We start from the raw sequence: 24,882 nt of genomic DNA on the forward strand, positions 1-24,882 counted from the left end.
TATTGCGCAGCCACGGACAAACAGCCAGCCCCGCTCCGCGGAGCCAGCCGCAACACAGCCAAGGAATGATCGGTAAGGTCAGGCCGCCAGCCTGGCCAGCGCCCAGACCATCAGGGGCGAATCCGGGTAGGTCAGCAATCCGCCCAAACCGAGCGCGATGCCGTAGGGAACCCCGGTCGTCTCGTCCGCGAAGTGACGCAGGAACGGATTGCGGCCGGTAAAAACCGCAAGCGGCGACTTCCGGTAGACGAGAATGGCAAGCGTCAGCAAGCCGCCTATGAAGGTCGAGACCACGAGATACTCGACGAGCTGGATGTTGAGTCCCATCCACACGGCGGTCGCGGCCAGCAGCTTGGCATCACCGCCGCCCATGCCGCCCATTGCAAAGAGGCCGAACGTTGCGGCAAGAACCAGCGCGCCGGCGGCGAAATGCCAGCCATAGGCCGCCCATTCCATGCCGGTCAGCGGCGCAACCAGCGCGAAGACGACGACGAGCAGCACCGGCACGCGATTGGCGATCGTCATCGACAGCATGTCGGAGATCGCGGCGAACAGCATGCAGAACGGGAAGACGACGAAGATCAGGGCTTCAAGCATCGGCGCTATGCCTATTATCGGATTAAGCCGCACTCAATCTAAGCATGTTCGATTAACGATTGATGAGGCCCAGGGCAAAAAGACATTGAATAGAACAAGGGCCGCCAGGTGGCGGCCCTTGTCCAGAACGCAATCCGAGCGCTCAATATACTTGACGTCGTTCAGGGCGTCGGGACGTTGTTCAGGGACGTTCCGATAGCTTCGAACTTGGCGTTGATGGCGTTGCCAAGCGCGCCGGCGCCGACGATGATGGCGAGCGCGATGAGGGCGGCGATCAGACCATATTCGATAGCGGTCGCGCCGGATTCGTCCTTTACGAAACGTGCAATGAGATTAGACATTCGAGAGCTCCTACTCCACGTGTTACAGCACTTCCGTCAACTTCTGTGATGGTTGATCGGATGCTGCCAATCTAGGGAGAAGCTCTTTCGATCGACTTAATAAACAGCCTTACCGATTCCTTTCCCGGTTGGAACATATTGCGTGGTTAACTATGGGCTAAGCGCCGGCCGAGGCGCAATTCCCAGGCAAGCAGCCGCAAAAGAAACAGCTCCGCGGCGCGTATGACGATCGCGGCATATGGCGCCCGGGCCTGCTTAACCGTTGGTTCACCAATCTCGTTCATGTTCCGTTGAACAGTCCGCCCGCCTGGAGCGCGTCAATGGCCGAGCCGAAATCGTCGATCCTGATTGCCGTGCTTCTTGCCGCCGTGAGCTTTGTCATGCCCGCCAGGGCCGACACCGGCATCGAGGTCACCATGAACCAGGCCAAGATCGTCAAACTGTCGCGCCCCGCCGACACGATCGTGGTCGGCAACCCGGCAATCGCCGACGCGTCCGTGCAGGACGCCTCGACGATCGTGCTGACTGGCAAGGGCTTCGGCGTCACCAACCTCGTCGTCCTCGACCAGGATGGCAGCCCGATCATCGATGAACAGATCACCGTCGTGCGGCAGGCGGCCTCGTCGGTGCGCATCTACCGGCGCGCTGAAGTTCAGACCATGTCCTGCACGCCCTATTGCGAAAGCTCCTACAAGAGCGAAGCCGAAAAATCCTCAGAAGCCGAGATGAGCGTCAGCCGGTAGGCACGCGGTCCAGGTTAGCGGGTGGTTAAGGCGCCCGCGGCGACTTTAACGATCATTCAAACCGGACTTCAACTGGTTTGCACTAGTACACCTGCCGAGACCGTCTGGGGATGGGCAGGATCAGAGCATGAGCATCGAATTCGTCTCGACAAGCGACCGCAAGGCAAGACGGGCACGGCTTTTCGCACGCTTCGCCGGCGACCGCCGCGGCAGTACGGCACTGGAATTCGCGCTGCTCGCATTGCCGTTCGCGGTTCTTGTCTTCGCCATCCTGGAAAGCTGCATCTCATTTGCCGGCCAGGAAGTTATGGCCAACATCACCGACGACATCGCGCGCAAATTGCGCACCGGGCAGTTGAGACCGGCCGACGTCGCCGGGGACAAGTTGAAGACCATGATCTGCGACAAACTGAAGATCATCGTCTCGCAGGATTGCCCAAATCAGCTGGACGTGGACCTTCGCGCATATACCACGTTCGCCGACGCGGCCACGGCCAGCTTCAAGATCGAGAATGGCGAGATCATCTTGATGCAAGGCGCCAACTCGCAGCCCTTCGCGACCACGCCGGGCCTGGCAGAATCGAAGAACATGCTGCGGGTCTTCTACAAATGGCCCGTCATGACCGATCTTCTGGCTCAGTCGATGGGCGGTAACAAGACACTGCATTTTGCATCGGTGACCTGGCAGAACGAGCCATTCGACAACTGAGTTCGCGGCGAAAGCAAAGCCAAGAAAAAGGGACGGGCATGATGCGTGCGGGGGCACATCCAGAAATTGCAGGACGCTGGGGGAAGTGGGTCGGTTTCATACGCGATCGCCGTGGCATCGCGGCGGTCGAGTTCGCTCTCATCGTGCCAATCCTGCTGATCATGTATTTCATCACCATGGAGGCTTCGCAGGCCATCGAGACCAGCAAGAAGGTCAGCCGCATCGGCAGCATGGTCGCGGATCTGGTCACGCAGCAGCCGACCATCGTCAAGGCGGATCTGGATGCCATCATGAAGATCGGCACCTCCACCTTGCAGCCGTACAATCGCTCGAAGCCGGATATCACCATCACGGCAATACAGGTCACAACCGACACGCCGCCCAGGGTGAACGTGGTGTGGTCGCGCAAGGTGGTCAATGGTGCTTACAGTATCGGCACCGCCCTGCCCGCAACCACTACGGTTCCGGCAACGCTCAGGGTCGCAGGCACCTTTCTCATTCGTGTCGAAAGCAAACTTGGTTACAAACCGATCATCACCTGGTCCGCAGACAGCTCACAGACGGCCGGATTGACGACGGTCTTCAACAACATATCGATGGGCGAGACCTATTATCTGCGTCCGCGCAGAAGCCTGACGATCCCCTGCGGCGACTGCTGACGACCCTATCGCCGCACGCCACCGTCCGACACCAGACGCACGATGGCGTGCGCCATCTCGTAATCCTTGGGAACCACGGTGGCGAAACCGCCGGAATGCCTCGATTCCAGCAGGTCGTAGATGTCGGGCGTCGTCGATTTGAGATTGGTCAGGAAAACCGCCAACCGGCGCTTGGCTTCCGGGTCGAGATCGCTACGCACCGCGTGAGGACCGTATCTCAGCAAACCCGACGTCCATACGACTTGAAGGGCGGTCGCCGAAAGCCCGGCGGCTTCGAGCCTTGCCTGCGTGCCCGATAGTCTTGGCTCGCCGTCGGCCGCCGCCGTCGCCCAGCCGAACAAGGCATCGGCCTGGCCATCGACCAGCATTCCTTCCGCGGCCGAGGCGGAACCGGCGTGAACCAGAAACGATGCGTCCTCTGCGATCTTGACGTGCTCGGCAGCCAGTCCGGCCAATGGCAAAAGAGAACCAATGCTGTCCGCCGGCGGCATGGCGATCCGGTGGGTTTCCATCGCGGCCAGGCTGGGCACCTTGCCATCCTTCGTCAGCAGCACGGCGCGGATGCCGACCGCGCCATCGGAATCGACCGGTGCCACAAGCGGTTCGACGCACTCGCAGCGTCTTGACGCCGTTGCATAGGCGGTCGCCGAGTAGACGGCATATTCGATGCGGGCATTGGCCTGCGCATCGATCAGCGCGGCATAGTCACGGGCAACGACGAACTCCACCTTCATGCCCAGCGCGTTGGTAAAGGCCTCGGTCAACCGCGCCAGGCCTGGAACGGTGTTGGCGGCGCCGGGTTCGGCGACGATGCCGATGCGAAACGTGCCGATATCGTCACGCCAGTCGGCGTGCGCCGAGCCGGACCAGACCGCGCCTTGCGCGATCATGAGAGCGGCGCATGTCTTCAGGGCAGCTTTCATGGGAGACCCGGTCCTGCGATCCGTCAATGAATTGGTTCCGGACTATCGCGCCGAGCGGTTGCCGTTTGGTTTCCGAATTGCCAATGCCGCCGTGGAACCCTATGTCTGGATGCTCAAACCGGCAACAATGTTCTCATGGCGCGTGCTTTCCTCTTCGTCCTGGATTCCTTCGGCATAGGCGGCGCCGCCGACGCCGAACGCTACGGCGATGCCGGTGCCAACACCTTCGCCCATATCACCGAGGCCTGTGCGGAAGGCCGCGCCGATCGTGAAGGACTTCGCCAGGGACCGTTGTTTGTTCCCAACATGGCGTCGCTCGGACTTGGCAAGGCTGCCGAGACCGCGACGGGGCTGGGCTTTGCCTCTTTCGGGACGGATCTCGTCGCCAATGCCTTCCACGGTGCCGCCCAGGAGGTTTCGAGCGGCAAGGACACGCCATCCGGCCATTGGGAGATAGCCGGCCTGCCGGTACGTTTCGACTGGGGCTACTTTCCCGACACGGTCCCGGCCTTTCCCTCCGAACTGACCGAGGCCATCATCCGCGAAGGCAAGGTGCCGGGCATTCTCGGCAACTGCCACGCGCCTGGCACCGAGATCATCGAACGGTTCGGTGAGGAGCACGTCCGCACGGGCAAGCCAATCTGCTACACCTCCGTGGACTCAGTCCTGCAAGTCGCCGCGCACGAGGTCCATTTCGGCCTGGAGCGGCTCTACGAATTCTGCAAGGTGGTGCGTCGCCTGGTTGATCCGTTGAGGATCGGAAGGGTGATCGCGCGACCGTTCGTCGGCGAGACGGCAGCCACTTTCGAGCGGACCTACAATCGACACGACTACGCCGTGCCGCCACCCGAGCCGACATTGCTCGACCGGCTGACGGCGCGTGGCAGCCGCGTCATCGCCGTCGGCAAGATCGGCGACATCTTTGCCCATCGGGGGATTTCGGAAGTGCGCAAGGCCGCGGGCAACATGGCCATGTTCGACCAGGCGCTTGATGCAATGGATGCGGCCCGCGACGGCGATCTCGTCTTCGCCAATTTCGTCGATTTCGACACCGAGTTCGGCCATCGCCGCGATGTTGCAGGTTATGCCGCCGCGCTCGAGGCCTTCGACCGGCGACTGCCGGAAGCATTCGCGAGATTGCGACAGGGCGATCTGCTGATCCTGACGGCCGACCATGGCAACGACCCGACCTGGCGCGGCACCGACCACACACGCGAACGCATTCCGGTGATCGGCATCGGACCAGGTCTGACGGGCGGCGACATCGGGCTGAGAACGACATTCTGCGACATTGGTGAAACCGTGGCCGAACATCTCGGGTTGGCGCACGGCCGCTACGGCACTTCCTTTTACCCGGATATGGGCGGCCATGCCTGAATTGCCCGAGGTCGAGACGGTCCGGCGCGGGCTGGAGCCGGTTCTGGAGGGTGCCCGCATCATCCGCGCCGAGGCACGCCGGCCGGACCTGCGTTTTCCATTCCCCGAAAAATTCGCCGAGCGGCTGACCGGCAAGACGATCACGGCGCTCGGACGCCGAGCCAAATATCTGACGATGGATCTCGAAGGCGGTCCCGCCCTGATCTGCCATCTCGGCATGTCGGGCTCGTTTCGCATCGAGACGGCCGACGCTGCCGAAATGCCCGGCGTGTTCCATCACGAGCGGTCGAAGAGTTCGACGCACGACCATGTCATCTTCGACGTCGCCTCTCGGGACGGCACCCGCTCGCGCGTGGTTTTCAACGATCCGCGTCGCTTCGGCTTCATGCTGTTTTGCGAAGGGCCGCCGGACACCCATCCGATGCTGGCGGGGCTCGGCGTCGAACCCACCGGCAATGCGCTTGACGGAGTGCTGCTGGCCTCACTGCTGAAGGGCCGGAAATCGCCGCTGAAGGCCGCTCTTCTCGACCAGAGATTGATAGCCGGGCTCGGCAACATCTATGTCTCGGAGGCGCTATGGCGCGCCGGGCTGTCGCCGCTGCGCGAGGCGGGCACGATAGCCAAAGCCGGCAAGAAAGCGGGTGAGCAAAGCCGGGGGCTTGCCGTGGCGGTCCGCTCGGTCATCGCAGATGCCATTGCGGCCGGCGGATCGTCGCTGCGCGACTACATGCAGACCGACGGGTCGCTGGGCTATTTCCAGCACTCCTTCGCGGTGTATGACCGGGAGGGCGAACCCTGCTCCAAGCCTGGCTGCGGCGGCCATATCGAGCGCATCACGCAGAGCGGCCGCTCGACCTTCTATTGCCGGACCTGTCAGCGGTGAGCTAGATCGATCTTCAATTGCCTGGAAGAGGAGCCGAAGCCATGGCCTATGAAACGATCGTCGTTGAAACCAGGGGCAAGGTCGGGCTGATCACCTTGAACCGGCCGAAGGCGCTCAATGCGCTGAATTCCCAGGTCATGGCGGAATTGGTGGCCGCGGTAAACGTGTTCGGGGCAGATGACGGCATCGGCGCGATGGTCGTCACCGGTTCCGAGAAGGCCTTCGCCGCAGGCGCCGATATCAAGGAAATGCTGTCGATTTCCTACGTCGATGCCTACATCAAGGACTTTTTCGTCGGCTGGGAAGAGTTGACCCGGGCGCGCAAGCCGATCATCGCGGCGGTGGCGGGCTATGCGCTGGGCGGCGGCTGCGAACTGGCGATGATGTGCGACTTCATCATCGCCGCCGACACGGCAAAATTCGGCCAGCCCGAAATCACGCTCGGCGTCATTCCCGGCATGGGCGGCTCACAACGCCTGACCCGGTTCGTCGGCAAGTCGAAGGCGATGGACATGTGCCTGACCGGGCGGATGATGGATGCCGCGGAGGCCGAGCGTTCCGGCCTGGTCTCGCGCGTCGTGCCTGCCGGCGAGCTTGTCGAGGAGGCCGTCAAGGCGGCGGCCAAGATCGCCGATTTTTCGCTGCCGTCGGTGATGATGGCAAAGGAAGCCGTCAACCGAGCCTATGAAACGACGCTCGCCGAGGGGCTGCGGTTCGAACGTCGACTGTTCCATTCGCTGTTTGCGCTCGACGACCAGAAGGAAGGCATGGCGGCCTTCGCCGAGAAGCGCAAGCCGAATTTCACCAATCGCTGACAGCGCACCTCCGGGGCGCGAAATGCTTCGGCGTGGCTGAAAAAATGCTCCGGCGCGACGACAGCCAAAAAGAACGCCAGCCAGCGTTGACGCGCCGGGAAAGCTGAACTATAAGCCGCACCAACCGAGGCGGCCCTGTGGCTGCCCGTTTGTTTTTTGTGCCCTGCGGCATGCCGCATGCGCCGACCAGATCAGAAGAGAGGCATCATGGCCAATACATCCTCGGCCAAAAAGGCAACGCGCAAGATCGTCCGCCGCGCGGCGATCAATAAAAACCGCCGCTCGCGCGTCCGCACTTATGTGCGCCAGGTCGAGGAGGCGCTCGCCTCCGGCGACAAGGCCGCCGCGCAGGCGGCGTTCAAGGCCGCCGAGCCGGAATTGATGCGTGCCGCGACAAAGGGCGTGATCCACAAGAACACCGCGGCCCGCAAGGTTTCACGGCTGGCCCAGCGCCTCAAGGTGCTGTCGGCCTGACGTCCCTTTCCGGACTGATCTTCTGAGAACCCGGCCGATAGTGCCGGGTTTTTTCGTTTGCCGGCAAGCACTTAAAAAGAATACTCGGAAACGGCGTCGAAAGCGGAGTTTGCGGTCCGAAATGCTTTGCCGGCATATGCGTGCCGGCTGATGGTCCAGATACTTGAAAAGTGTCGGCTAAAAAATTCTCCCTCCGCAGAAATAATCAATATTTCCCAGCTAGTTACAGATAGTCATCCACACGTTGTCCACAGCGCGGCGAAGCGCCAGGAGAACAACTGGCTGTCAAGCGATTTATTTCACAAAATTTCGCGCCAGCCCGGCTTTTTCATATTCGCCGGAAAAGGGTTTGAATCACAATGGCTTTGTCAAACTATAGTGCTGCCGCATGGCGCTTCGGCGCGCCGGACCTAACCAGATTCCTTAAAAATCCGTTAGACGTGGCCTTGCCCTATCCACAGCGATTTCGGTAATGTCGGTCCATCGAAAGGGATGGGCCGGGTGGCCCTGACCCAGCCTGAATGGGCCAGCTTAAATTGGCGGGGTTTGTGGCGCGGATCAAGTCCGCGAACAGGTTTGGTTTGCTCTTTTTCGATACGGTAGGGGACTGGCGTAACTATACATGGCAGGTCGACAGCGCCGGCGATTTTCGCCGGACGGTGTTGCATTGCCCTGACATACCCAACACGGACTGGCTTCCATGGGCCGGCACCGGTTCCCTGGACAATGGGCGACGTTCATCTGCCGGCGGCGGCAGCGGGCGTCGTAGCAAAGCGCAGTCGCTGGAACACGGATGCAGGAGGCGCATCCCCGGCGGAAAAACAGGTACAGAGACAAGGAACTCGATCATGCAGAGCGGCGTCGAAAGGGAGCTTACCAATGACATCCCATTTTCAGGAAATCTGATCGGAGCTGATGAGATGGCGGCTTCCAGCGACGCGGAACAGAAGTTCGACCGGGTCAAGGCCCAGTTGAAGGCGCGGTTGGGAACCGAAGTCTATTCGAGCTGGTTCGGGCGCATGAAGGTCGCGGAGGCTTCAAAGGGCATCGTTCGCATTTCGGTGCCCACTGCCTTCCTGCGCTCGTGGATCAACGGCCACTATCTCGACCTTATCTGCGAGCTTTGGAAGCACGAGGATCCGGAGATCCTCAAGATCGAGATCATCGTGCGCACAGCCACCCGCCAGGGGCGCAGCCATGCCGAACCGGAATTGGCGCCGGCGCGCAAGATGACGCGACAAACGCAGACGGCGCTGGCCGCCGGCACCGTAAGCCCCGGCAGGCTGGAGCGGGCTCCGGCGCCGCGCCCGGGCATGCCGGCCGAGAGCGAGTTCCGCCACAATGTGCTGGGATCGCCGCTCGATCCGCGTTACACGTTCGCCTCTTTCATCGAAGGGCCGTCGAACCGGGTGGCCTTCGCCGCGGCCAAGGCCGTGGCGGAATCGCAGTCGAGCGCGGTGCGCTTCAACCCGCTCTTCCTTCATGCGACGGTCGGCCTCGGCAAGACCCATTTGTTGCAGGCTATCGCCGCGGAATCGCTGAAGCAGAACCCGAAATCGCGCGTCGTCTACCTGACGGCGGAATATTTCATGTGGCGCTTCGCCACCGCGATCCGCGACAACAATGCCTTGACGCTCAAGGAACAGCTTCGCGATATCGACCTGCTCATCATCGACGACATGCAATTCCTGCAGGGCAAGTCGATCCAGCACGAATTCTGCCATCTGATCAACATGCTGCTCGACAGCGCCAAGCAGGTCGTCGTCGCCGCCGACCGGCCCCCGTCGGAACTGGAATCCCTCGAACCGCGGGTCCGCTCGCGCCTCAATGGCGGCGTCGCGCTCGAAATGTCGGCCCCCGATTTCGCCATGCGCCTGGGCATGCTCAAGCTGCGCCTCGCCACCGCCAGGCACGACGACGCTTCCCTCGACATCTCCGACGAGATCCTCAATCACGTCGCCCGCACGGTGACCGGCAGCGGCCGCGAACTGGAAGGCGCCTTCAATCAACTCCTGTTCCGCCAGTCTTTCGAGCCGCAGATCACCATCGATCGCATCGACGAGATCCTCGGCCATATCTACCGCACCGGCGAGCCGAAGCGGGTCCGTATCGAGGATATTCAGCGCATCGTCGCGCGGCACTACAATGTGTCGAAGACCGAGTTGCTGTCCAACAGGCGCACGCGCACCATCGTCAAGCCGAGGCAGGTCGCCATGTATCTGTCCAAGGTGATGACGCCGCGCTCGCTGCCCGAGATCGGGCGGCGCTTCGGCGGCCGCGACCACACAACGGTGCTGCACGCAGTGCGCAAGATCGAGGATCTTTCCGGCGGCGACAACACGCTGGCGCAGGAACTGGAACTGTTGAGACGGTTGATCAACGACCAGGCCTGAGCCGTTCGAAAACGCCTGGCGGCGTGCTTCGCCGCCTTTATCCCCAGAAAGCCCGCGTAGCCGGCCCGAACCGGTCGCGCGGGCTTGCGTTTGCTGGTTTTTTCCTGTCAGTTTACGCAGATTCTGAAGCCTGTTCAGACCTTTCGCGGGACGCCGCCAGCCGGAGACCCGCTCATTCATTCAAGCGAGCCTGGTTCGTCATGCGTGTTATCCTGGAACGGTCAAATCTCCTGAAGTCGCTCAACCACGTCCACCGCGTGGTCGAGCGGCGCAACACCATACCGATCCTGTCCAACGTGCTGCTCAGCGCCGAAGGCGCCAGCCTGGAAATGAAGGCCACCGACCTCGACCTGGAGGTGACGGAAGCGACGCCGGCCAAGGTCGAGCGGGGTGGCGCGACAACGGTTCCGGCGCATCTGCTCTACGACATCGTGCGCAAGCTTTCCGACGGTGCCGAGGTGATGCTGAAGACGGACGAGGACGGCAACGCCATGACGGTGACCTCCGGCCGCTCGAGCTTCCGACTGCAATGCCTGCCGCAATCGGACTTCCCCGAGCTTTCGGCCGGATCCTTCTCGCATATCTTCCGGCTCGACTCGGTCGCGCTCAAGGGGCTGATCGAGAAGACCCAGTTCGCCATCTCCACCGAGGAGACGCGCTATTATCTCAACGGCATCTATCTTCACACACATGAGGTCGGCGGCAAGCTGAAGCTGCGCTCGGTGGCGACCGACGGCCATCGCCTGGCGCGCGCCGAGATCGACGCGCCGGCGGGTTCCGAAGGCATGCCGGGCATCATCATACCGCGCAAGACGGTCAGCGAATTGCAGAAGCTGGTCGATGATCCCGACGTGGCGGTCACCACCGAGTTGTCGGACACCAAGATCCGCTTCACCATCGGCAGCGTCATCCTGACTTCCAAGCTGATCGACGGCACCTTCCCCGATTATCAGCGGGTCATTCCCACCGGCAACGACAAGAAGCTGATCATCGACCGCCAGAGCTTCGCGGCCGCCGTCGACCGCGTCTCGACCATCTCCTCCGAACGCGGGCGCGCGGTGAAGCTTTCGATCAGTGAGGGCCAGGTGACGCTTGCGGTCAACAATCCGGATTCGGGCAGCGCCACCGAGGAGTTGGCCGCCGACTATTCAGCCGACCCGATCGAGATCGGCTTCAACGCCAAGTACCTGCTCGACGTTGCCGCACAATTGACCGGTTCAGAGGCCCGGTTCATGTTGGCCGACGCCGGTTCGCCAACGCTGATCCACGACATGGCCGATGAAACCGCGCTTTATGTGCTGATGCCGATGCGGGTGTAGAGCAGTAGCGGTTGCCGGCACAAACCCATATAAGTAAGCTTACACTTACCAATTTCCGCAACTATGCGGCGCTGTCGGTCGAGCTTGAGCCGGGCGCGGTGGTGTTTTCCGGTGACAATGGCGCTGGCAAAACCAATCTGCTGGAAGCGATTTCCCTGTTGACGCCGGGCCGCGGCCTGCGCCGCGCGCCTTACGCGGACGTCGCGCGTGAGGGCGGTGACGGCGGCTTTGCGCTGCACGCACGGCTCGACGGACCTGACGGCCAAGTCGAGATAGGGACGGGCATTTCGAGTGGCGACAGTCTTGGCGAGGGCGGCAGGCGGGTGCGTATCAACGGCGCCACGGCGCGATCGGCCGAGGACATGCTGGAATGGCTGCGCGTCGTGTGGCTGACGCCGTCCATGGACGCTCTGTTCACCGGACCGGCCGCGGACCGCCGGCGCTTTCTCGACCGGCTGGTGCTGGCGATCGATCCAGGCCACGGACAGCGCGCCCTCGACTATGAAAAGGCGATGCGCGGCCGCAACCGGCTGCTGACGGAAGGTTCGCGGAATTTGAGCTGGTTCGAGGCGATCGAGACGCAGATGGCCGAGACAGGCGTGGCGATCGCCGCGGCGCGCGCCGAAATGGTGCGCCTTCTGGCCGCCATGATCGACAGGCTGCCCGACAGCGGCCCGTTTCCGCAGGCCGATATCGGCCTGTCGGGCGATCTGGAAGCCGAGATCGCCAACACGCCGGCTGTCGACGTCGAGGAGCGGTTCCGCCGCACGCTCGCCGGGGGCCGCGACCGCGACCGCGCCGCCGGGCGCACGCTCGAGGGCCCGCACCGCTCCGATCTCGTGGTCCGGCACCGACCCAAGGCGATGCCGGCGGCGCTGTGTTCGACCGGCGAACAGAAAGCGTTGCTTGTCGGCATTGTCCTGTCACATGCCAGATTGACCGGCGAGATGTCCGGCTTGACGCCAATCCTGCTGCTCGACGAGATCGCGGCACATCTCGACGGCGGCCGGCGTGCGGCGCTGTTCTCGATCCTGGAGGAGTTGAACTGCCAGGCTTTCATGACGGGAACCGATGCGGCGCTGTTTTCCAGCCTGGCGGGCCGGGCGCAGTTCCTGATCGTGGATCACGGCACGGTCGCGCCGATGGCTGTGTGAGCACCTGACAAGGTTTTTCTCCCGCTATATGATCGAGCCATGATCGCCACCGCCCTCACCGACGAAGAACTCGAACGCTATGCCCGCCACATCGTGCTGCCCGAAATTGGCGGCGCCGGCCAGCAGCGCCTGAAGCGAGCGCGGGTGCTGGTCATCGGCGCCGGCGGATTGGGCGCACCAGTGCTTGAATATCTTGCCGCAGCCGGCGTCGGCACGCTCGGCGTGATCGACGACGACACGGTTTCGCTCTCCAACCTGCAGCGGCAGGTGATTCACGACACCGACACTGTCGGCATGCTGAAAACCCACAGCGCCAAGGCGGCAATCGCCCGCATCAATCCCAATACCGCTGTCGAAATCCACACATTGCGCCTGACCGCGGACAATGCCCAAGCCCTCGTCGCCCGTTACGACGTGGTCGTCGACGGGTCCGACAATTTCGAGACGCGCTATGTCGTGGCCGATGCCTGCGCGGCGGAGGGAAAGCCGCTGGTGCACGCCGCCGTGGGCCGTTTCGATGGCTCCGTGACCGTGCTGATGCCGTTCCAAGCCGATAGGGACGGCACCTCCAACCCCGGCTACCGCGACCTCTTCCCGGAGGCCCCACCGCCGGGTCTGGTGCCGTCCTGTGCCGAGGCCGGGGTGCTTGGCGTGCTGACTGGGGTCATCGGCACGTTGCAGGCGATGGAAGCCATCAAGCTGATCACCGGCATTGGCGAGCCGCTGATCGGACGACTGCTGCTCTATGACGCGCTGGCCGCGCGTTTCGAGACCATCCGCTACAAGAGACGAAACTGACGTTGACGCGCACTGCCAATATCGTCATCACCCGGATTCCGGCCGATTTCGACCGCTGGAACGAAGTGCTCGCCCTGATCCTGCGCGCTTTCGCCTTCATGGACGGCATCATCGACCCGCCGTCCTCGGCGCACCTGCTCACCGCGGAAACCTTGCGCGACAAAGCCCGCCGCGAGACCGGCATGCTGGCGCTCAGCGGCAACAGGATCGTCGGCTGCATCTTCGCCCTGGAACGAACCGACCACCTCTATGTCGGCAAGCTCGCCGTCACGCCGGACTGTCAGGGCCAGGGCATCGGCAGGTTGTTGATGCAAGCCGTCCAGGATTTTGCCCGCAGCCGCGGCAAGGCCGCAATCGAGCTGCAGACGCGAATCGAGCTGGCTGGGAACCAGGCAGCCTTTGCCCGGCTCGGTTTTCGCGAGACCGTGAGAACGGCGCATGAAGGTTATGCGCGACCGACTTCGGTCACCATGCGCAAGACTGTTTCGTAAGTTTCCACTTACATTATGTTGCGAAGCCGCTCAGGTCCTGAGCGGCAGCACGCGATCCGGCGGGCGGTGGCCGTCGACGAAGGCGCGGATGTTGATGATCACCTTCTCGCCCATGTCGATGCGGCCCTCGAGCGTCGCCGACCCCATATGCGGCAAAAGCACGACCTTGCCCTTGGTCGCGAGCTTGAGCAGTTTTCCGTTCAATGCGGGCTCGTGCTCGTAGACGTCGAGTCCGGCGCCGGCGATCCTGCCATCCTGAATCAGCTTGACCAGCGCCTCCTCGTCGATGATGTCACCGCGCGCGGTGTTGACGATATAGGCGGTGGGCTGGAGCAGCGCCAGCCGCCGCGCCGAAAGCAGATGGAAGGTCGCCGGCGTCGAGGGGCAGTTGACCGAGATGATGTCCATGCGGGCCAGCATCTGATCGAGGCTTTCCCAATAGGTCGCCTCCAGCCCGTCCTCGACCGCCTGCAGCACGCGATGGCGGTTGTGATAGTGGATGGAGAGGCCGAAAGCCTTGGCACGCCTGGCAACGGCGGTGCCGATACGCCCCATGCCGACAATGCCGAGCCGTTTGCCCCAGATGCGCCGGCCAAGCATCCATGTCGGCGACCAGCCGGCCCATTTCTTGTCGCCGGTGAGTACATTGGCGCCCTCCGCCAGCCGGCGCGGCACCGCCAGCATCAGCGCCATCGTCATGTCGGCCGTATCCTCGGTCAGCACGTTGGGCGTGTTGGTTACGGTGATGCCTTTCTTGGCCGCGGCCGCCACGTCGATCTTGTCGACGCCATTGCCGAAATTGGCGATCAGCTTGAGGTTTTCGCCGGCCTGGGCGATCAATGCCGCGTCGATGCGGTCGGTCACCGTCGGCACCAGCACGTCGGCCTCCTTGACCGCCGCGACCAGTTCCGGCTGCGTCATCGGCCTGTCCTCGACATTCAGCCTTGCGTCGAACAGCTCGCGCATGCGGGTCTCGACAGGGTCGGGCAGTTTTCGCGTGATGACCACGAGAGGCTTCTTTTTGCCTGCCATTGCTTCCCTCGTTGAGACCTCTTTAACCAAGACCGGCGAAACTGGAAGCCGGTCGCGGTAGCCGATTTACCCATGTACCAAGCGGTGCCGCCGAAGACAAAGAAAAAGGGGCGCCGGGGCCGGCAGGCCAGCGCCGAAAGGAACGAAAGTGTCTGGTTTCGCGTCGCTTCGCCTGACCCTCAGCGCAGCATTTCTCGGCGCTCTGCTCTATTCACCCCAACTGTGCGCGCAAGGTGCAGCGGCTCCCGCCCAGAGCGTCGTCACGCTCGGGCCGAGCGGCCTGCCGCTGCCACGATTCGTCAGCCTGAAATCCGGCCGCGTCAATTCGCGTGTCGGGCCGGGCGCCAACTACTCGGTCGACTGGATGTATCTGAAGGCCGGCCTGCCGATGGAGATCATCCAGGAGTTCGACACATGGCGCCGCGTGCGCGACGCCGACGGTTCGGAAGGTTGGATCAACCAGTCGCTGCTTTCGGGCCGGCGCACGGCGATCGTGGCGCCGTGGCAGCGCGGCAAGGGCGCCCAGATCAATCTCCTCAGGAGCCCCGAAAAGGACGCCAGCGTGGTGGCGATCGTCGAGCCGGGCGTCATGGGCACGATCAAATCCTGCGACGGCCAGTGGTGCGAAATGACGCTCGATGGCCATACCGGCTGGCTCGCCCAATCCGTCGTCTGGGGCGCCTATCCCGGCGAGCGGGTCAAGGACTGATTTTTGGCCTTGCCCGATTCGTTTGAACCGCAGGCCGGACCGTTTAGCGGCCGATGCGGCCGAGATGGGTATCCTGAAAGCTGCTCGACAGCTTCAAGCCGTAACCCAGCGCGCGATCGATAGCGATGTGGGCGATCCAGATCAATGCAACCGCTATAGCGGCTGCATTGCCGAACAGGCTGCCGGCAAGCACCAAAAACACCGGTGGGACCAAGATGTGGAAGGCATTGTAGCAGGCGGTGCCGACGCGCGGCCCGGCGAGATAGCCGAACATGGACAGATCAGGCGCCAGGATCAACAAGGCGAACAACCACCAGGACGCACCGGCGAGTGCATAAAAGACGATAGCGGACACCGCGACAGCGGCCCATTCCAGCCGGACAGCCAGATCGAGGGGTTTCATTCCTGGCCGTTCATACGTGCCCGGCCGTGCATACGTGCTTGGCCTTCGGTCATTCGGCGCGTTTGGGGCGCAGCCTCACCACGATGTCGACATTGGCGATCTCCATCCCCTCGGGTGGTTCCGGTAGGTTGGTGACGGTGACCGGACCATTGGCGATGTCGAAAATCCGGTTTTCGCCTTCGATATAGAAATGGTGATGATCGGAGGTGTTGGTGTCGAAATAGGTTTTGGCGCCCTCGACAGCCAGAATGCGCAGGAGTCCCGCCTGGGTGAATTGGTGAAGGGCGTTGTAGACGGTGGCCAGCGACACCGGCACGCCGGCGGCGACGGCCTCCTCGTGCAGTTCCTCGGCCGACAGATGGCGGTCGCCCTTGGCGAAAAGCAGGTCGGCAAGCGCAATGCGCTGCCGTGTCGGCCTCAGGCCGGCTTCACGAACCCGCTTGTCCACAGCGACATTTTCCTTCCGGCAGCCCCGGTCCATCTGGTCGTCCAAGCTCACAGTTCCGCCTCAAGACACGTCCAGAATGGCAAAAAAATGGATGTCTGCCGAAACCGGACCCCTTTCGACATATATTCTGTCGTCCGGATGCGATCAATAGCGCGCATTGACCCGGCAAGACTGGCGGGTTAAGCGCAAACGCCGGTTTCCGGCCTGAAACAGATTGTGTTAGGACACCAACGACAAGGGCGCGCCAGCGCCCGGGACATATGGGAACGAGATTGATGGCGGGTTCGAAATCCAGCTACGACTACGAAGAATTGCTGGCCTGCGCCCGCGGCGAGCTGTTCGGACCGGGCAATGCCCAGTTGCCTTACCCGCCGATGCTGATGTTTGACCGCATCACCGAGATCAGCGAAACAGGCGGGGCTTTCGACAAGGGCTTCATCCGCGCCGAATTCGACATCAAGCCGGACCTGTGGTTCTTTGCCTGCCATTTCATCGGCAATCCCATCATGCCTGGATGCCTGGGCCTCGATGCCCTGTGGCAGCTGACGGGTTTCTATCTCGGCTGGCTGGGCGAACCCGGCAAAGGCATGGCGCTGTCGACCGGCGAGGTCAAGTTCAAGGGAATGGTCACGCCCTCGGTTAAAAAGGTCGAGTATGGCGTGGAATTCAAACGTGTGATGCGTGGCCGGCTGGTGCTGGGCATCGCCGATGGTTGGCTAAAGGCGGACGGCGAACCCATATACGCGGCAACGGACCTGAAAGTCGGTCTGTCCAAGCAGTCGGCGGTCGCTTGACCGTCGCCCTGGCCGACTTCGTGGCCAGCATTCCTGGAAGGAGTTGCGAATGAGACGTGTCGTAGTCACAGGCCTCGGCATCGTGTCGTCGATCGGCAACAATGCCAACGAGGTGCAAGCCTCGCTGCATGACGCCAAATCCGGCATCAGCTTCTCCGACTCCTTCGCCGAGCACGGCTTCCGCTGTCAGGTCTGGGGCGCGCCGACGCTCGATCCCAGCGCCATGATCGATCGCCGCGCAATGCGCTTCCTGAGCCAGGGAGCGGCCTGGAACCATGTCGCCATGGACCAGGCGATCGCCGATGCCGGCCTTGGCGAGAGCGACATCACCAATGAGCGCACCGGCATCGTCATGGGCTCGGGCGGGCCTTCCACCCGCACCATCGTCGAGGCGGCCGAAACCACGCTCAAGAATGGCAGCCCCAAGCGCATCGGCCCATTCGCGGTGCCGAAGGCGATGTCGTCGACCGCGTCGGCGACGCTGGCCACCTGGTTCAAGATCCACGGCGTCAACTATTCGATCTCGTCGGCCTGTTCGACCTCGGCGCATTGCATCGGCAATGGCTACGAACTGATCCAGTGGGGCAAGCAGGACATGGTGTTCGCCGGCGGCCACGAAGATCTCGACTGGACGATGTCGGACCTGTTCGATGCCATGGGCGCCATGTCGTCGAAGTACAATGACAGGGCATCTGCCGCTTCCCGCGCCTATGACGTCGATCGCGACGGCTTCGTCATCGCCGGCGGCGCCGGCGTGCTGGTGCTCGAGGAACTGGAGCATGCCAAGGCGCGCGGCGCCAAGATCTATGCAGAGATCGTCGGCTACGGCGCCACCTCGGACGGCTTCGACATGGTTGCGCCCTCGGGCGAAGGCGCGGTCCGCTGCATGCGGCAGGCGCTGGCGACCGTCACCACCCCGGTCGACTACATCAACACCCATGGGACCTCGACGCCGGTGGGGGATTCCCGCGAAATGGGCGCGATCCGCGAGGTGTTCGGCGAGAAGATGCCCTTCATCACCTCGACCAAATCGCTGACGGGCCATTCGCTGGGCGCGGCCGGCGTGCAGGAATCCATCTATTCGATCCTGATGATGCAAGGCGGTTTCATCGGCGAAAGCGCCCATATCGAGACTCTCGACCCCGAATTCGAGGGCATGCCGGTGGTGCGAAAGCGCATCGACAACGCCAGGATCGACACCGTTTTGTCCAATTCCTTCGGCTTTGGTGGCACCAACGCAACGCTGGTTTTCCAGCGCTATTCCGCATAAGGCCACGTTTTTTCCACGAGGATTGGCGATCATGGACGGATTGATGAAGGGCAAGCGCGGGCTTGTCATGGGCGTCGCCAACGATCATTCGATCGCCTGGGGCATAGCCCGGAAACTGTCCGAACATGGGGCCGAACTTGCCTTCACCTACCAGGGTGACGCCTTCGGCCGCCGGGTCAAGCCGCTTGCCGACAAGCTCGGCGCGGCGCTGGTGGTTCCCTGCGATGTCGAGGACAGCGCCTCGGTCCACGCCACCTTCGAGACCTTGGGCAAGGCCTGGGGCGGGCTCGACTTCGTGGTCCATGCCATCGGCTTTTCAGACAAGAATGAGCTCAAGGGCCTCTACGCCGACACCAGCCGCGACAATTTCGTCCGCACCATGGTCATCTCCTGCTATTCCTTCACCGAGGTCGCGCGCCACGCCGCGGCCCTGATGCAGGATGGCGGATCGATGATCACCCTGACCTATGCCGGTTCGGTGCGCGTCATGCCGAACTATAACGTCATGGGCGTCGCCAAGGCCGGTCTCGAGGCCAGCGTGCGCTATCTCGCCAACGATTACGGCCCGCGCGGCATCAGGGTGAACGGCATATCGGCCGGACCGGTGCGAACGCTTGCCGGCGCCGGGATTTCCGACGCGCGCCACATGTTCTCTTACCAGCAGCGCAATTCTCCGCTGCGCCGCACCGTGACCATCGACGAGGTCGGCGGCTCGGCACTCTATCTCCTGTCCGACCTCGCTTCCGGCGTCACCGGCGAAATCCACTATGTCGATTCCGGCTATCATATCGTTTCCATGCCGACGCTCGAGGAGCTGAAGCAGACGGATCGCGCGAGCGAATAGGCCATTTCGCGAAATAGTCTTTTCTCCTGCGAAGAAATAATTCCCTTCCAATAAAATTGGATGCATTCGCGGAAACTCATTTTAAGGGCCTATCGGCTATAGAGTCCCGCAATTTGGGGACTTTCAATGCCTGCCGTCAGCAACCCGAACCGCACACCGGTGTTCCGGCTGATCACCATAGCCAGTTCGGGCATTGGCAGTTTCATTCTCGGCATCTGGGGGCTGAAGCACGCGCTTGGCGACGGCTTTGCCGGCATGCCGGCGGACGTGATGGTGGCGATCATGGCTGCCCTTTGCGCATTGGCGGCGGCGGGAGCCGCGATGTCTTTCTTCGCCGGCGTCGATGAATCGGCTGATTTCGTCTTCAACGAAACCCAGTTCGACAAGCTGACCGGATTGCTGGCGCGTCCGGCGATGGTCGGCAAGATCGCCGAGGCAGCCTGCGCGACGAGCCGCACCGGGGCCCCGATGTTCCTCATCGACATCGACATCGACCGGTTCAAGCAGATCAACGACGCGATCGGCTACAGCCAGGGCGACGAACTGATCCGCGCCTTCACCAAGCGGCTGCAGGCCTGCGTAACCGAGCGCGTGCAGATCGGGCGCATCGGCGCCGGCGAGTTCGCGGTGCTGCTTCCCGATCATCAGATTCAGGGAACGATGGAAGCTATGGTGGAGAGGCTCATCGACGAGATGATGGAGCCCTATGAGCTCAGCAGCCACCAGCAATCGGTGAGCCTGTCGGTGGGCATCGTGGCGATGCCCAAGGACGGCGTCGACCCGGTCCTCATCCTGCGCCGCTCCAACCTGGCGCTGCAAAATGCGCGCGCCAGGGGAGTCGGCAACTGGTCGGTCTTCGATACCGAGATGGGGCGGGTCGCCGATCATCGCCAATGGGTCGAATCCGAGCTGCACATCGCATTCGAGCGCGGTGATTTCGACCTTCACTATCAGCCGCAGCTGGACCTGCCGAGCGGCCGCATCGTCGGCTATGAAGCGCTGATCCGCTGGAACCATCCAGAACGCGGCATGATCCCACCTCTGGAGTTCATCCAGATCGCCGAGGAAACCGGCATGATCAATCCGATCGGCGAATGGGTTCTGCGCAAGGCATGCAGCGACGCCCGCCATTTACCCGACGACTGCTTCGTCGCCGTCAACATCTCGCCGGTCCAGTTCATGACCAAGGACTTCATCGGCCTCGTGCGCGACACGATGCGGACCACCGGCATCAAGCCGTCGCGGCTGGAGCTGGAAGTCACCGAGACGGCCATGATGCAGGACCGCGACCGCGCCGCCGCCATCCTGAAAGAGCTTGCCGATATGGGCATCTCGGTTGCCGTCGACGATTTCGGCACCGGCTATTCCAATCTCAGCTACCTGATCGATTTTTCCTTCGGCAAGCTGAAGATCGACCGCTCCTTCGTCAGCCGCATCGATACGGATTCGAGCTCCGGCGCCGTCGTATCGACCATTGTCGGCCTCTCGCGAGCACTCGGCGTCAGTATCATTGCCGAGGGTGTCGAGACAGAGGACCAGGCGACACTGCTCAGGGCAGCCGGTTGCGAGGTGGTGCAAGGTTATCTGTTCGGCCGGCCGGCGCCGCTTGCGGTCATGGCCGGCGAGGGACATGTCATCGAGGATTCGAGGCGCGTCGCCAATCTGCACTGAGTGTCACGCCGTTGCGTGTCAGCGACGCGCGGAAAGAACCTTGAACATGCCGTCACGGGCGAGCTCGGCATGGCTGGAGAAGGCGGCGGCCAGTACCGGCTCGTAGGGCAGCTGGCGGTTCGCCACCATGTACAGCCGTGCTCCCGGCTTCAGCGCCTTTGCCGCTGCCCGGATCAGGCCGGCGCCGATCTCCGGTTCGGCCGCGTGGCTGCGATGAAAAGGCGGGTTCATGATGACCGCGTCGTAGCGACGCTCGACCGGCTCCCCCTGCAGGTCCGTCCAGAAGAAACCTTTCGCAACCGACTGGCTGGCCGTGGCAAGATTGGCTTTGGCGGCTTCGAGAGAAGCGAAATCCGCCTCATAGAGATCAAGTGCCGAGATGCCGGGCGAACGCGCTTCCATCTCCGCCGCCAGATAGCCCCAGCCGGCGCAGAAATCGGCGACATGGCCGCGCAGGTCGGCCGGAAGATGGTCCGCCAGCAACTTCGAACCGGCATCGACACGATCGAAGGAAAACATGCCGGGCGCCGTGCTGAAGCGGCCGTCGACCAGCCCGGCGGGATTGGCGGCACGCAGCGCTGCTGCCGTCTCCGTCCCGGCCGGCCGGCGAAGCCAGAAGGCGATGCCGTGATATTTGGGCAGATGGCCTTCGAGCGGCACAAGCTCGTCCATGCGCTTGCGCAGGCTGGCGATGCCATCATCCTTGCCGCCGGCAATGACGATCAATCCGCCCTCGGCGACGCGCTCCAGCGCATCCGCGATGCGCAGCTCGTTCTGGCCGCGATGGCGGCCCGCGAGCACCAGCGCGGCGTCAAAGCCATCGCCTTGCGTTTGCGGGGTGACAGTGAAGCCCGCGGCTTGCAGCGCGCGAAAATGCGGCCGAAAGCCTTGCACCACGTGCAGCTCGGCGTCGAAGTCCTGCGGTGTCCGCAAGCCGGATTCGGCCCCGAGAAAAAGCGCCCGTTCGCCCTTGCCTGGCAAAGCGACCGCCTCGGCCTCGAATGGATGGAAAAGTGTCTTCAGCGGTTCGGCAGACATGCCTTTGCTCCATAAACGAAAGCGGGCGCGACATGAGCCGCGCCCGCTTCGATTTTTCGGTCAGGCCGTTCAGGCGGCGTTTTCTTCGCTCTCAGCCTTCTTGTCGCGAACGATTTCCTTGCCGGTGGTCTGGTCGACGACCTTCATCGACAGGCGGACCTTGCCGCGCTCATCGAAGCCCATCAGCTTGACCCAAACCTTGTCGCCTTCCTTGACGACGTCCGAAGTCTTGGCGACCCGGTCGTTGGCAAGCTGCGAGATGTGGACGAGGCCGTCACGCGGGCCGAAGAAGTTGACGAAAGCGCCGAAGTCGGCGGTCTTGACGACCGTGCCTTCGTAGATTTCGCCGACTTCCGGCTCGGCGACGATGGTGTGGATCCACTTCTTCGCCGCCTCGATCTCCTTGGCGTTCGCCGAAGCGATCTTGACCGTGCCGTCATCCTCGATGTTGATCTTGGCGCCGGTCTTCTCGACGATCTCGCGGATGACCTTGCCACCGGAACCGATCACGTCGCGGATCTTGTCGGTCGGGATGTGCATGACCTCGATGCGCGGCGCGAACTCGCCGAGCTCGGCGCGCGCGCCGGACAGCGCGTGGCCCATTTCGCCGAGAATATGCTGACGACCGTCCTTGGCCTGGTCGAGAGCGATCTTCATGATCTCCTCGGTGATGCCCTCGATCTTGATGTCCATCTGCAAGGAGGTGATGCCGTTGGCGGTGCCGGCGACCTTGAAATCCATGTCGCCGAGGTGATCCTCGTCGCCCAGGATGTCGGAGAGCACGGCGAAGCGCTCACCTTCCTTGATCAGGCCCATGGCGATACCGGCGACCGGCTTGGCCAGCGGCACGCCGGCATCCATCAGCGCCAGCGAGGTGCCGCAGACGGTTGCCATCGACGACGAGCCGTTGGACTCGGTGATCTCCGAGACCACGCGCAGCGTGTAGGGGAACTGGTCGGCGGTCGGCAGCATCGGGCGGATGGCGCGCCAGGCGAGCTTGCCGTGGCCGATCTCGCGGCGGCCGGGCGAGCCCATGCGGCCGGTCTCGCCGACGGAATAGGGAGGGAAGTTGTAGTGGAGGAGGAACTTCTCCTTGTACATGCCGGTCAGCGAATCGACATACTGCTCGTCCTCGCCGGTGCCCAGCGTGGCGACGACCAGCGCCTGGGTCTCGCCGCGGGTGAACAGCGCCGAACCGTGGGTGCGCGGCAGGACGCCGACCTCGGACACGATCTTGCGCACGGTCTTCAGGTCACGGCCGTCAATGCGCGAACCGGTGTCGAGAATGTTCCAGCGCACGACCTTGGCCTGGAGCTCCTTGAACACGCTGCCGATCTGCTCGGAGGAATATTTCGGCTCTTCGCCTTCGGCCGGAGCGAAGGCCGCCTTGACCTTGGCCTTGACGGCGTCGACGGCGGCATAGCGCTTCTGCTTGTCGGTGATCTTGTAGGCGTCGCGAAGCTCGTCGCCGACGATCTTCAGCATCTCGGCTTCGAGAGCGGAATAGTCCGGCGCGGTGAAGTCGCGCGGGTCCTTGGCGGCGACCTCGGCCAGCTTGATGATCGCGTCGATCACCGGCTGGAAACCGCGATGGCCGAACATGACCGCGCCGAGCATCAGGTCTTCGCCGAGCTCCTTGGCTTCGGACTCGACCATCAGCACGGCGTCGGCGGTGCCGGCGACGATCAGGTCGAGCTTGGATTCCTGCATCTCGTCGACATGCGGGTTGAGCACGTATTCGCCGTTGATGTAGCCGACGCGGGCGCCGCCGATCGGGCCCATGAAGGGCACGCCCGACAGGGTCAGGGCCGCCGAGGTGGCGACGATCGACAGGATGTCCGGATCATTCTCGAGATCATGCTGGACGACGGTGACGACGATCTGCGTGTCGTTCTTGTAGCCGTCGGCAAAGAGTGGGCGGATTGGGCGGTCGATGAGGCGCGAAACCAGCGTTTCCTTTTCGCTCGGACGACCTTCACGCTTGAAATAGCCGCCCGGGATCTTGCCGGCGGCGTAGGTCTTTTCCTGGTAGTTGACGGTCAGCGGAAAGAAGTCGAGGCCCGGCTTGGGCTCCTTCATCGAAACGACCGTGGCGAGAACCTTGGTCTCGCCGTAGGTGGCGAGCACGGCGCCGTCGGCCTGGCGCGCGATCTTGCCGGTTTCGAGGATGAGCGGGCGACCGCCCCATTCGATTTCCACTTTGTGGTGATTGAACATGTCTTGTCCTTCATATGAGGAAAGGGCCGCGCCGTTTCAGCGTGCGCGGGTGCCCTTTCCCCTGGCTTCCTTTCTCGGGCAGCCACGGGCAAGACAACGGGAAGCTCGATCCATGTCGGCCGGATGGCCGCGCGAGCGTCCTGCAATCCTGCCCCATGACCGTCCATGGGGTGGCTTCGAGGGGGCCCTCTGCACGCTCGAAACCGGATTTGGCCAATCGATCCGACTGGCCCTGCGCATGACCCCACAAGCAGCGGCTTGTGGAATGCGTCACGCGCAAACTCAACTTGTTGGAGCGTCCGTCCGGCATCCGGATGGGTGCGCGGCGCTCCAGTACCTGCATTCGAGATCGGATTGGTCCGGTGCTCAAATGCGCGACCGGCGGGCCCTTGTGAGGCCCGCCGGTCAATTCGTCAACGGCGCAGGCCGAGCTTCTCGATCAGCGTCTGGTAGCGCGTGTCGTCCTTGCGCTTGAGATAATCAAGCAGGCTTCGGCGCTGGGAGACGAGAGCGAGCAGACCACGGCGGGAATGGTTATCCTTCTTGTGGTCCTTGAAATGGTCGGTCAGGTTCTTGATGCGCTCGGATAGGATGGCTACCTGAACTTCCGGAGACCCGGTGTCGCCCTTGGCGGTTGCGAATTCAGTCATCAATTCCTGTTTGCGCTCGGCAGTAATCGACATCGTGTTTTTCCTTATCTGTTCGAGGAAACGGGTCGCCCTCAGCCGGGATGTCGTCCAGCAGGGGCCGGTGCAAGCAGAGCGTCATAGCGCTAAGCTG

Annotated in this window: 26 protein-coding genes; 17 read left to right on the forward strand and 9 right to left on the reverse strand. The window is 62.8% G+C overall.

What is annotated here, in order from left to right; genetic code table 11:
- Positions 1–78: 78 nt before the first annotated feature.
- Both FJ959_RS09215 and FJ959_RS09220 read right to left on the reverse strand, forming a co-directional pair.
- Positions 79–597, reverse strand: a complete 519-nt coding sequence (locus FJ959_RS09215; RefSeq protein ID WP_140513204.1) for a prepilin peptidase — start codon at positions 595–597, stop codon at positions 79–81.
- Positions 598–758: 161 nt separating this feature from the next.
- Positions 759–938, reverse strand: a complete 180-nt coding sequence (locus tag FJ959_RS09220; protein ID WP_140496730.1) for a Flp family type IVb pilin — start codon at positions 936–938, stop codon at positions 759–761.
- Between the two features lie 320 nt (positions 939–1,258).
- Between FJ959_RS09220 and FJ959_RS09225 the strand changes: the two genes are divergently transcribed.
- The 3 genes from FJ959_RS09225 to FJ959_RS09235 all read left to right on the forward strand — a co-directional run bounded on the left by FJ959_RS09225 (position 1,259) and on the right by FJ959_RS09235 (position 3,049).
- A complete protein-coding gene (locus FJ959_RS09225; protein WP_140496732.1) occupies positions 1,259–1,681 on the forward strand; it encodes a pilus assembly protein N-terminal domain-containing protein in 423 nt (140 codons plus the stop codon).
- Between the two features lie 127 nt (positions 1,682–1,808).
- Positions 1,809–2,390, forward strand: coding sequence for a TadE/TadG family type IV pilus assembly protein (locus tag FJ959_RS09230; protein WP_140513202.1), 582 nt, complete (start codon positions 1,809–1,811; stop codon positions 2,388–2,390).
- 38 nt (positions 2,391–2,428) lie between these two features.
- A complete protein-coding gene (locus FJ959_RS09235; protein WP_140523898.1) occupies positions 2,429–3,049 on the forward strand; it encodes a TadE/TadG family type IV pilus assembly protein in 621 nt (206 codons plus the stop codon).
- A gap of 5 nt (positions 3,050–3,054) precedes the next feature.
- Here FJ959_RS09235 and FJ959_RS09240 read toward each other — a convergent pair whose 3' ends face one another.
- Positions 3,055–3,972: a PhnD/SsuA/transferrin family substrate-binding protein gene (locus FJ959_RS09240; protein ID WP_140557605.1), complete on the reverse strand. Its 918-nt coding sequence runs from the start codon at positions 3,970–3,972 to the stop codon at positions 3,055–3,057.
- A 135-nt stretch (positions 3,973–4,107) separates the two neighbouring features.
- Between FJ959_RS09240 and FJ959_RS09245 the strand changes: the two genes are divergently transcribed.
- From FJ959_RS09245 to FJ959_RS09285, 9 genes are all read left to right on the forward strand, one after another.
- Entirely contained in the window at positions 4,108–5,349 is a 1,242-nt protein-coding gene (locus FJ959_RS09245) for a phosphopentomutase (protein WP_140560884.1), read from the forward strand.
- Positions 5,342–6,232, forward strand: coding sequence for a bifunctional DNA-formamidopyrimidine glycosylase/DNA-(apurinic or apyrimidinic site) lyase (mutM, locus tag FJ959_RS09250; RefSeq protein ID WP_140496743.1), 891 nt, complete (start codon positions 5,342–5,344; stop codon positions 6,230–6,232). Before FJ959_RS09245 ends, mutM begins: the two co-directional genes overlap by 8 nt.
- A gap of 41 nt (positions 6,233–6,273) precedes the next feature.
- Complete coding sequence (locus FJ959_RS09255; protein WP_140564841.1) at positions 6,274–7,047, forward strand: enoyl-CoA hydratase; 774 nt, start codon at positions 6,274–6,276, stop codon at positions 7,045–7,047.
- Positions 7,048–7,254: 207 nt separating this feature from the next.
- Complete coding sequence (gene rpsT / locus FJ959_RS09260; protein WP_140496747.1) at positions 7,255–7,521, forward strand: 30S ribosomal protein S20; 267 nt, start codon at positions 7,255–7,257, stop codon at positions 7,519–7,521.
- An 848-nt stretch (positions 7,522–8,369) separates the two neighbouring features.
- Positions 8,370–9,914, forward strand: a complete 1,545-nt coding sequence (gene dnaA / locus FJ959_RS09265) for a chromosomal replication initiator protein DnaA (protein ID WP_140496749.1) — start codon at positions 8,370–8,372, stop codon at positions 9,912–9,914.
- A 200-nt stretch (positions 9,915–10,114) separates the two neighbouring features.
- Positions 10,115–11,233 carry a DNA polymerase III subunit beta gene (gene dnaN, locus FJ959_RS09270; RefSeq protein ID WP_140496751.1) on the forward strand — a complete coding sequence of 373 codons (1,119 nt, stop codon included), beginning with the start codon at positions 10,115–10,117 and terminating at the stop codon, positions 11,231–11,233.
- Positions 11,234–11,244: 11 nt separating this feature from the next.
- Positions 11,245–12,387 (forward strand): DNA replication/repair protein RecF, encoded by a 1,143-nt coding sequence (recF, locus tag FJ959_RS09275; protein WP_140624821.1) that lies wholly within the window; start codon positions 11,245–11,247, stop codon positions 12,385–12,387.
- 39 nt (positions 12,388–12,426) lie between these two features.
- Entirely contained in the window at positions 12,427–13,185 is a 759-nt protein-coding gene (locus tag FJ959_RS09280) for a molybdopterin-synthase adenylyltransferase MoeB (protein ID WP_140629773.1), read from the forward strand.
- A gap of 2 nt (positions 13,186–13,187) precedes the next feature.
- The gene (locus FJ959_RS09285; protein ID WP_140496757.1) at positions 13,188–13,676 is read left to right on the forward strand and encodes a GNAT family N-acetyltransferase; all 489 of its coding nucleotides are present in this window, start codon (positions 13,188–13,190) and stop codon (positions 13,674–13,676) included.
- Positions 13,677–13,706: 30 nt separating this feature from the next.
- Here the strand turns inward: FJ959_RS09285 and FJ959_RS09290 are convergent, their stop codons facing one another.
- A complete protein-coding gene (locus tag FJ959_RS09290) occupies positions 13,707–14,708 on the reverse strand; it encodes a D-glycerate dehydrogenase (RefSeq protein ID WP_140496760.1) in 1,002 nt (333 codons plus the stop codon).
- A gap of 148 nt (positions 14,709–14,856) precedes the next feature.
- Here FJ959_RS09290 and FJ959_RS09295 point away from each other — a divergent pair, with 148 nt between their 5' ends.
- Entirely contained in the window at positions 14,857–15,417 is a 561-nt protein-coding gene (locus FJ959_RS09295; RefSeq protein WP_140496762.1) for an SH3 domain-containing protein, read from the forward strand.
- Positions 15,418–15,460: 43 nt separating this feature from the next.
- Here the strand turns inward: FJ959_RS09295 and FJ959_RS09300 are convergent, their stop codons facing one another.
- Together FJ959_RS09300 and irrA are read right to left on the reverse strand one after the other, a co-directional pair.
- Entirely contained in the window at positions 15,461–15,820 is a 360-nt protein-coding gene (locus FJ959_RS09300) for a DUF4260 domain-containing protein (RefSeq protein ID WP_140557599.1), read from the reverse strand.
- A gap of 49 nt (positions 15,821–15,869) precedes the next feature.
- Positions 15,870–16,301, reverse strand: coding sequence for an iron response transcriptional regulator IrrA (gene irrA, locus FJ959_RS09305; protein ID WP_181165297.1), 432 nt, complete (start codon positions 16,299–16,301; stop codon positions 15,870–15,872).
- A gap of 242 nt (positions 16,302–16,543) precedes the next feature.
- Between irrA and fabA the strand changes: the two genes are divergently transcribed.
- From fabA to FJ959_RS09325, 4 genes are all read left to right on the forward strand, one after another.
- Entirely contained in the window at positions 16,544–17,062 is a 519-nt protein-coding gene (fabA, locus tag FJ959_RS09310) for a 3-hydroxyacyl-[acyl-carrier-protein] dehydratase FabA (protein ID WP_140496768.1), read from the forward strand.
- Positions 17,063–17,111: 49 nt separating this feature from the next.
- The gene (fabB, locus tag FJ959_RS09315) at positions 17,112–18,332 is read left to right on the forward strand and encodes a beta-ketoacyl-ACP synthase I (RefSeq protein WP_140496770.1); all 1,221 of its coding nucleotides are present in this window, start codon (positions 17,112–17,114) and stop codon (positions 18,330–18,332) included.
- Positions 18,333–18,363: 31 nt separating this feature from the next.
- Positions 18,364–19,176: an enoyl-ACP reductase FabI gene (gene fabI / locus FJ959_RS09320; protein WP_140629776.1), complete on the forward strand. Its 813-nt coding sequence runs from the start codon at positions 18,364–18,366 to the stop codon at positions 19,174–19,176.
- Between the two features lie 126 nt (positions 19,177–19,302).
- Positions 19,303–20,847 carry a bifunctional diguanylate cyclase/phosphodiesterase gene (locus FJ959_RS09325; protein WP_140523885.1) on the forward strand — a complete coding sequence of 515 codons (1,545 nt, stop codon included), beginning with the start codon at positions 19,303–19,305 and terminating at the stop codon, positions 20,845–20,847.
- Positions 20,848–20,865: 18 nt separating this feature from the next.
- Here the strand turns inward: FJ959_RS09325 and FJ959_RS09330 are convergent, their stop codons facing one another.
- The 3 genes from FJ959_RS09330 to rpsO all read right to left on the reverse strand — a co-directional run bounded on the left by FJ959_RS09330 (position 20,866) and on the right by rpsO (position 24,827).
- Positions 20,866–21,885: a class I SAM-dependent methyltransferase gene (locus FJ959_RS09330; RefSeq protein ID WP_140629779.1), complete on the reverse strand. Its 1,020-nt coding sequence runs from the start codon at positions 21,883–21,885 to the stop codon at positions 20,866–20,868.
- A gap of 69 nt (positions 21,886–21,954) precedes the next feature.
- Entirely contained in the window at positions 21,955–24,102 is a 2,148-nt protein-coding gene (gene pnp, locus FJ959_RS09335) for a polyribonucleotide nucleotidyltransferase (RefSeq protein WP_140564849.1), read from the reverse strand.
- Between the two features lie 413 nt (positions 24,103–24,515).
- A complete protein-coding gene (gene rpsO / locus FJ959_RS09340; RefSeq protein ID WP_281405124.1) occupies positions 24,516–24,827 on the reverse strand; it encodes a 30S ribosomal protein S15 in 312 nt (103 codons plus the stop codon).
- Between the last annotated feature and the right edge of the window lie 55 nt (positions 24,828–24,882).

This window comes from Mesorhizobium sp. B2-2-4, from assembly GCF_006442375.1.
Taxonomy (GTDB): domain Bacteria; phylum Pseudomonadota; class Alphaproteobacteria; order Rhizobiales; family Rhizobiaceae; genus Mesorhizobium.

Coding starts and splice junctions, on each gene's coding strand:
- FJ959_RS09290 (WP_140496760.1), bottom strand. CDS start 14,708: ATGGCAGGCAAAAAGAAGCCTCTCGTGGTCATCACGCGAAAACTGCCC.
- dnaA (WP_140496749.1), top strand. CDS start 8,370: ATGCAGAGCGGCGTCGAAAGGGAGCTTACCAATGACATCCCATTTTCA.
- irrA (WP_181165297.1), bottom strand. CDS start 16,301: ATGGACCGGGGCTGCCGGAAGGAAAATGTCGCTGTGGACAAGCGGGTT.
- FJ959_RS09255 (WP_140564841.1), top strand. CDS start 6,274: ATGGCCTATGAAACGATCGTCGTTGAAACCAGGGGCAAGGTCGGGCTG.
- pnp (WP_140564849.1), bottom strand. CDS start 24,102: ATGTTCAATCACCACAAAGTGGAAATCGAATGGGGCGGTCGCCCGCTC.
- mutM (WP_140496743.1), top strand. CDS start 5,342: ATGCCTGAATTGCCCGAGGTCGAGACGGTCCGGCGCGGGCTGGAGCCG.
- dnaN (WP_140496751.1), top strand. CDS start 10,115: ATGCGTGTTATCCTGGAACGGTCAAATCTCCTGAAGTCGCTCAACCAC.
- fabA (WP_140496768.1), top strand. CDS start 16,544: ATGGCGGGTTCGAAATCCAGCTACGACTACGAAGAATTGCTGGCCTGC.
- fabI (WP_140629776.1), top strand. CDS start 18,364: ATGGACGGATTGATGAAGGGCAAGCGCGGGCTTGTCATGGGCGTCGCC.
- FJ959_RS09215 (WP_140513204.1), bottom strand. CDS start 597: ATGCTTGAAGCCCTGATCTTCGTCGTCTTCCCGTTCTGCATGCTGTTC.
- FJ959_RS09220 (WP_140496730.1), bottom strand. CDS start 938: ATGTCTAATCTCATTGCACGTTTCGTAAAGGACGAATCCGGCGCGACC.
- FJ959_RS09325 (WP_140523885.1), top strand. CDS start 19,303: ATGCCTGCCGTCAGCAACCCGAACCGCACACCGGTGTTCCGGCTGATC.
- FJ959_RS09330 (WP_140629779.1), bottom strand. CDS start 21,885: ATGTCTGCCGAACCGCTGAAGACACTTTTCCATCCATTCGAGGCCGAG.
- FJ959_RS09230 (WP_140513202.1), top strand. CDS start 1,809: ATGAGCATCGAATTCGTCTCGACAAGCGACCGCAAGGCAAGACGGGCA.
- FJ959_RS09300 (WP_140557599.1), bottom strand. CDS start 15,820: ATGAAACCCCTCGATCTGGCTGTCCGGCTGGAATGGGCCGCTGTCGCG.
- FJ959_RS09245 (WP_140560884.1), top strand. CDS start 4,108: ATGGCGCGTGCTTTCCTCTTCGTCCTGGATTCCTTCGGCATAGGCGGC.
- rpsT (WP_140496747.1), top strand. CDS start 7,255: ATGGCCAATACATCCTCGGCCAAAAAGGCAACGCGCAAGATCGTCCGC.
- FJ959_RS09235 (WP_140523898.1), top strand. CDS start 2,429: ATGATGCGTGCGGGGGCACATCCAGAAATTGCAGGACGCTGGGGGAAG.
- FJ959_RS09225 (WP_140496732.1), top strand. CDS start 1,259: ATGGCCGAGCCGAAATCGTCGATCCTGATTGCCGTGCTTCTTGCCGCC.
- FJ959_RS09240 (WP_140557605.1), bottom strand. CDS start 3,972: ATGAAAGCTGCCCTGAAGACATGCGCCGCTCTCATGATCGCGCAAGGC.
- fabB (WP_140496770.1), top strand. CDS start 17,112: ATGAGACGTGTCGTAGTCACAGGCCTCGGCATCGTGTCGTCGATCGGC.
- FJ959_RS09280 (WP_140629773.1), top strand. CDS start 12,427: ATGATCGCCACCGCCCTCACCGACGAAGAACTCGAACGCTATGCCCGC.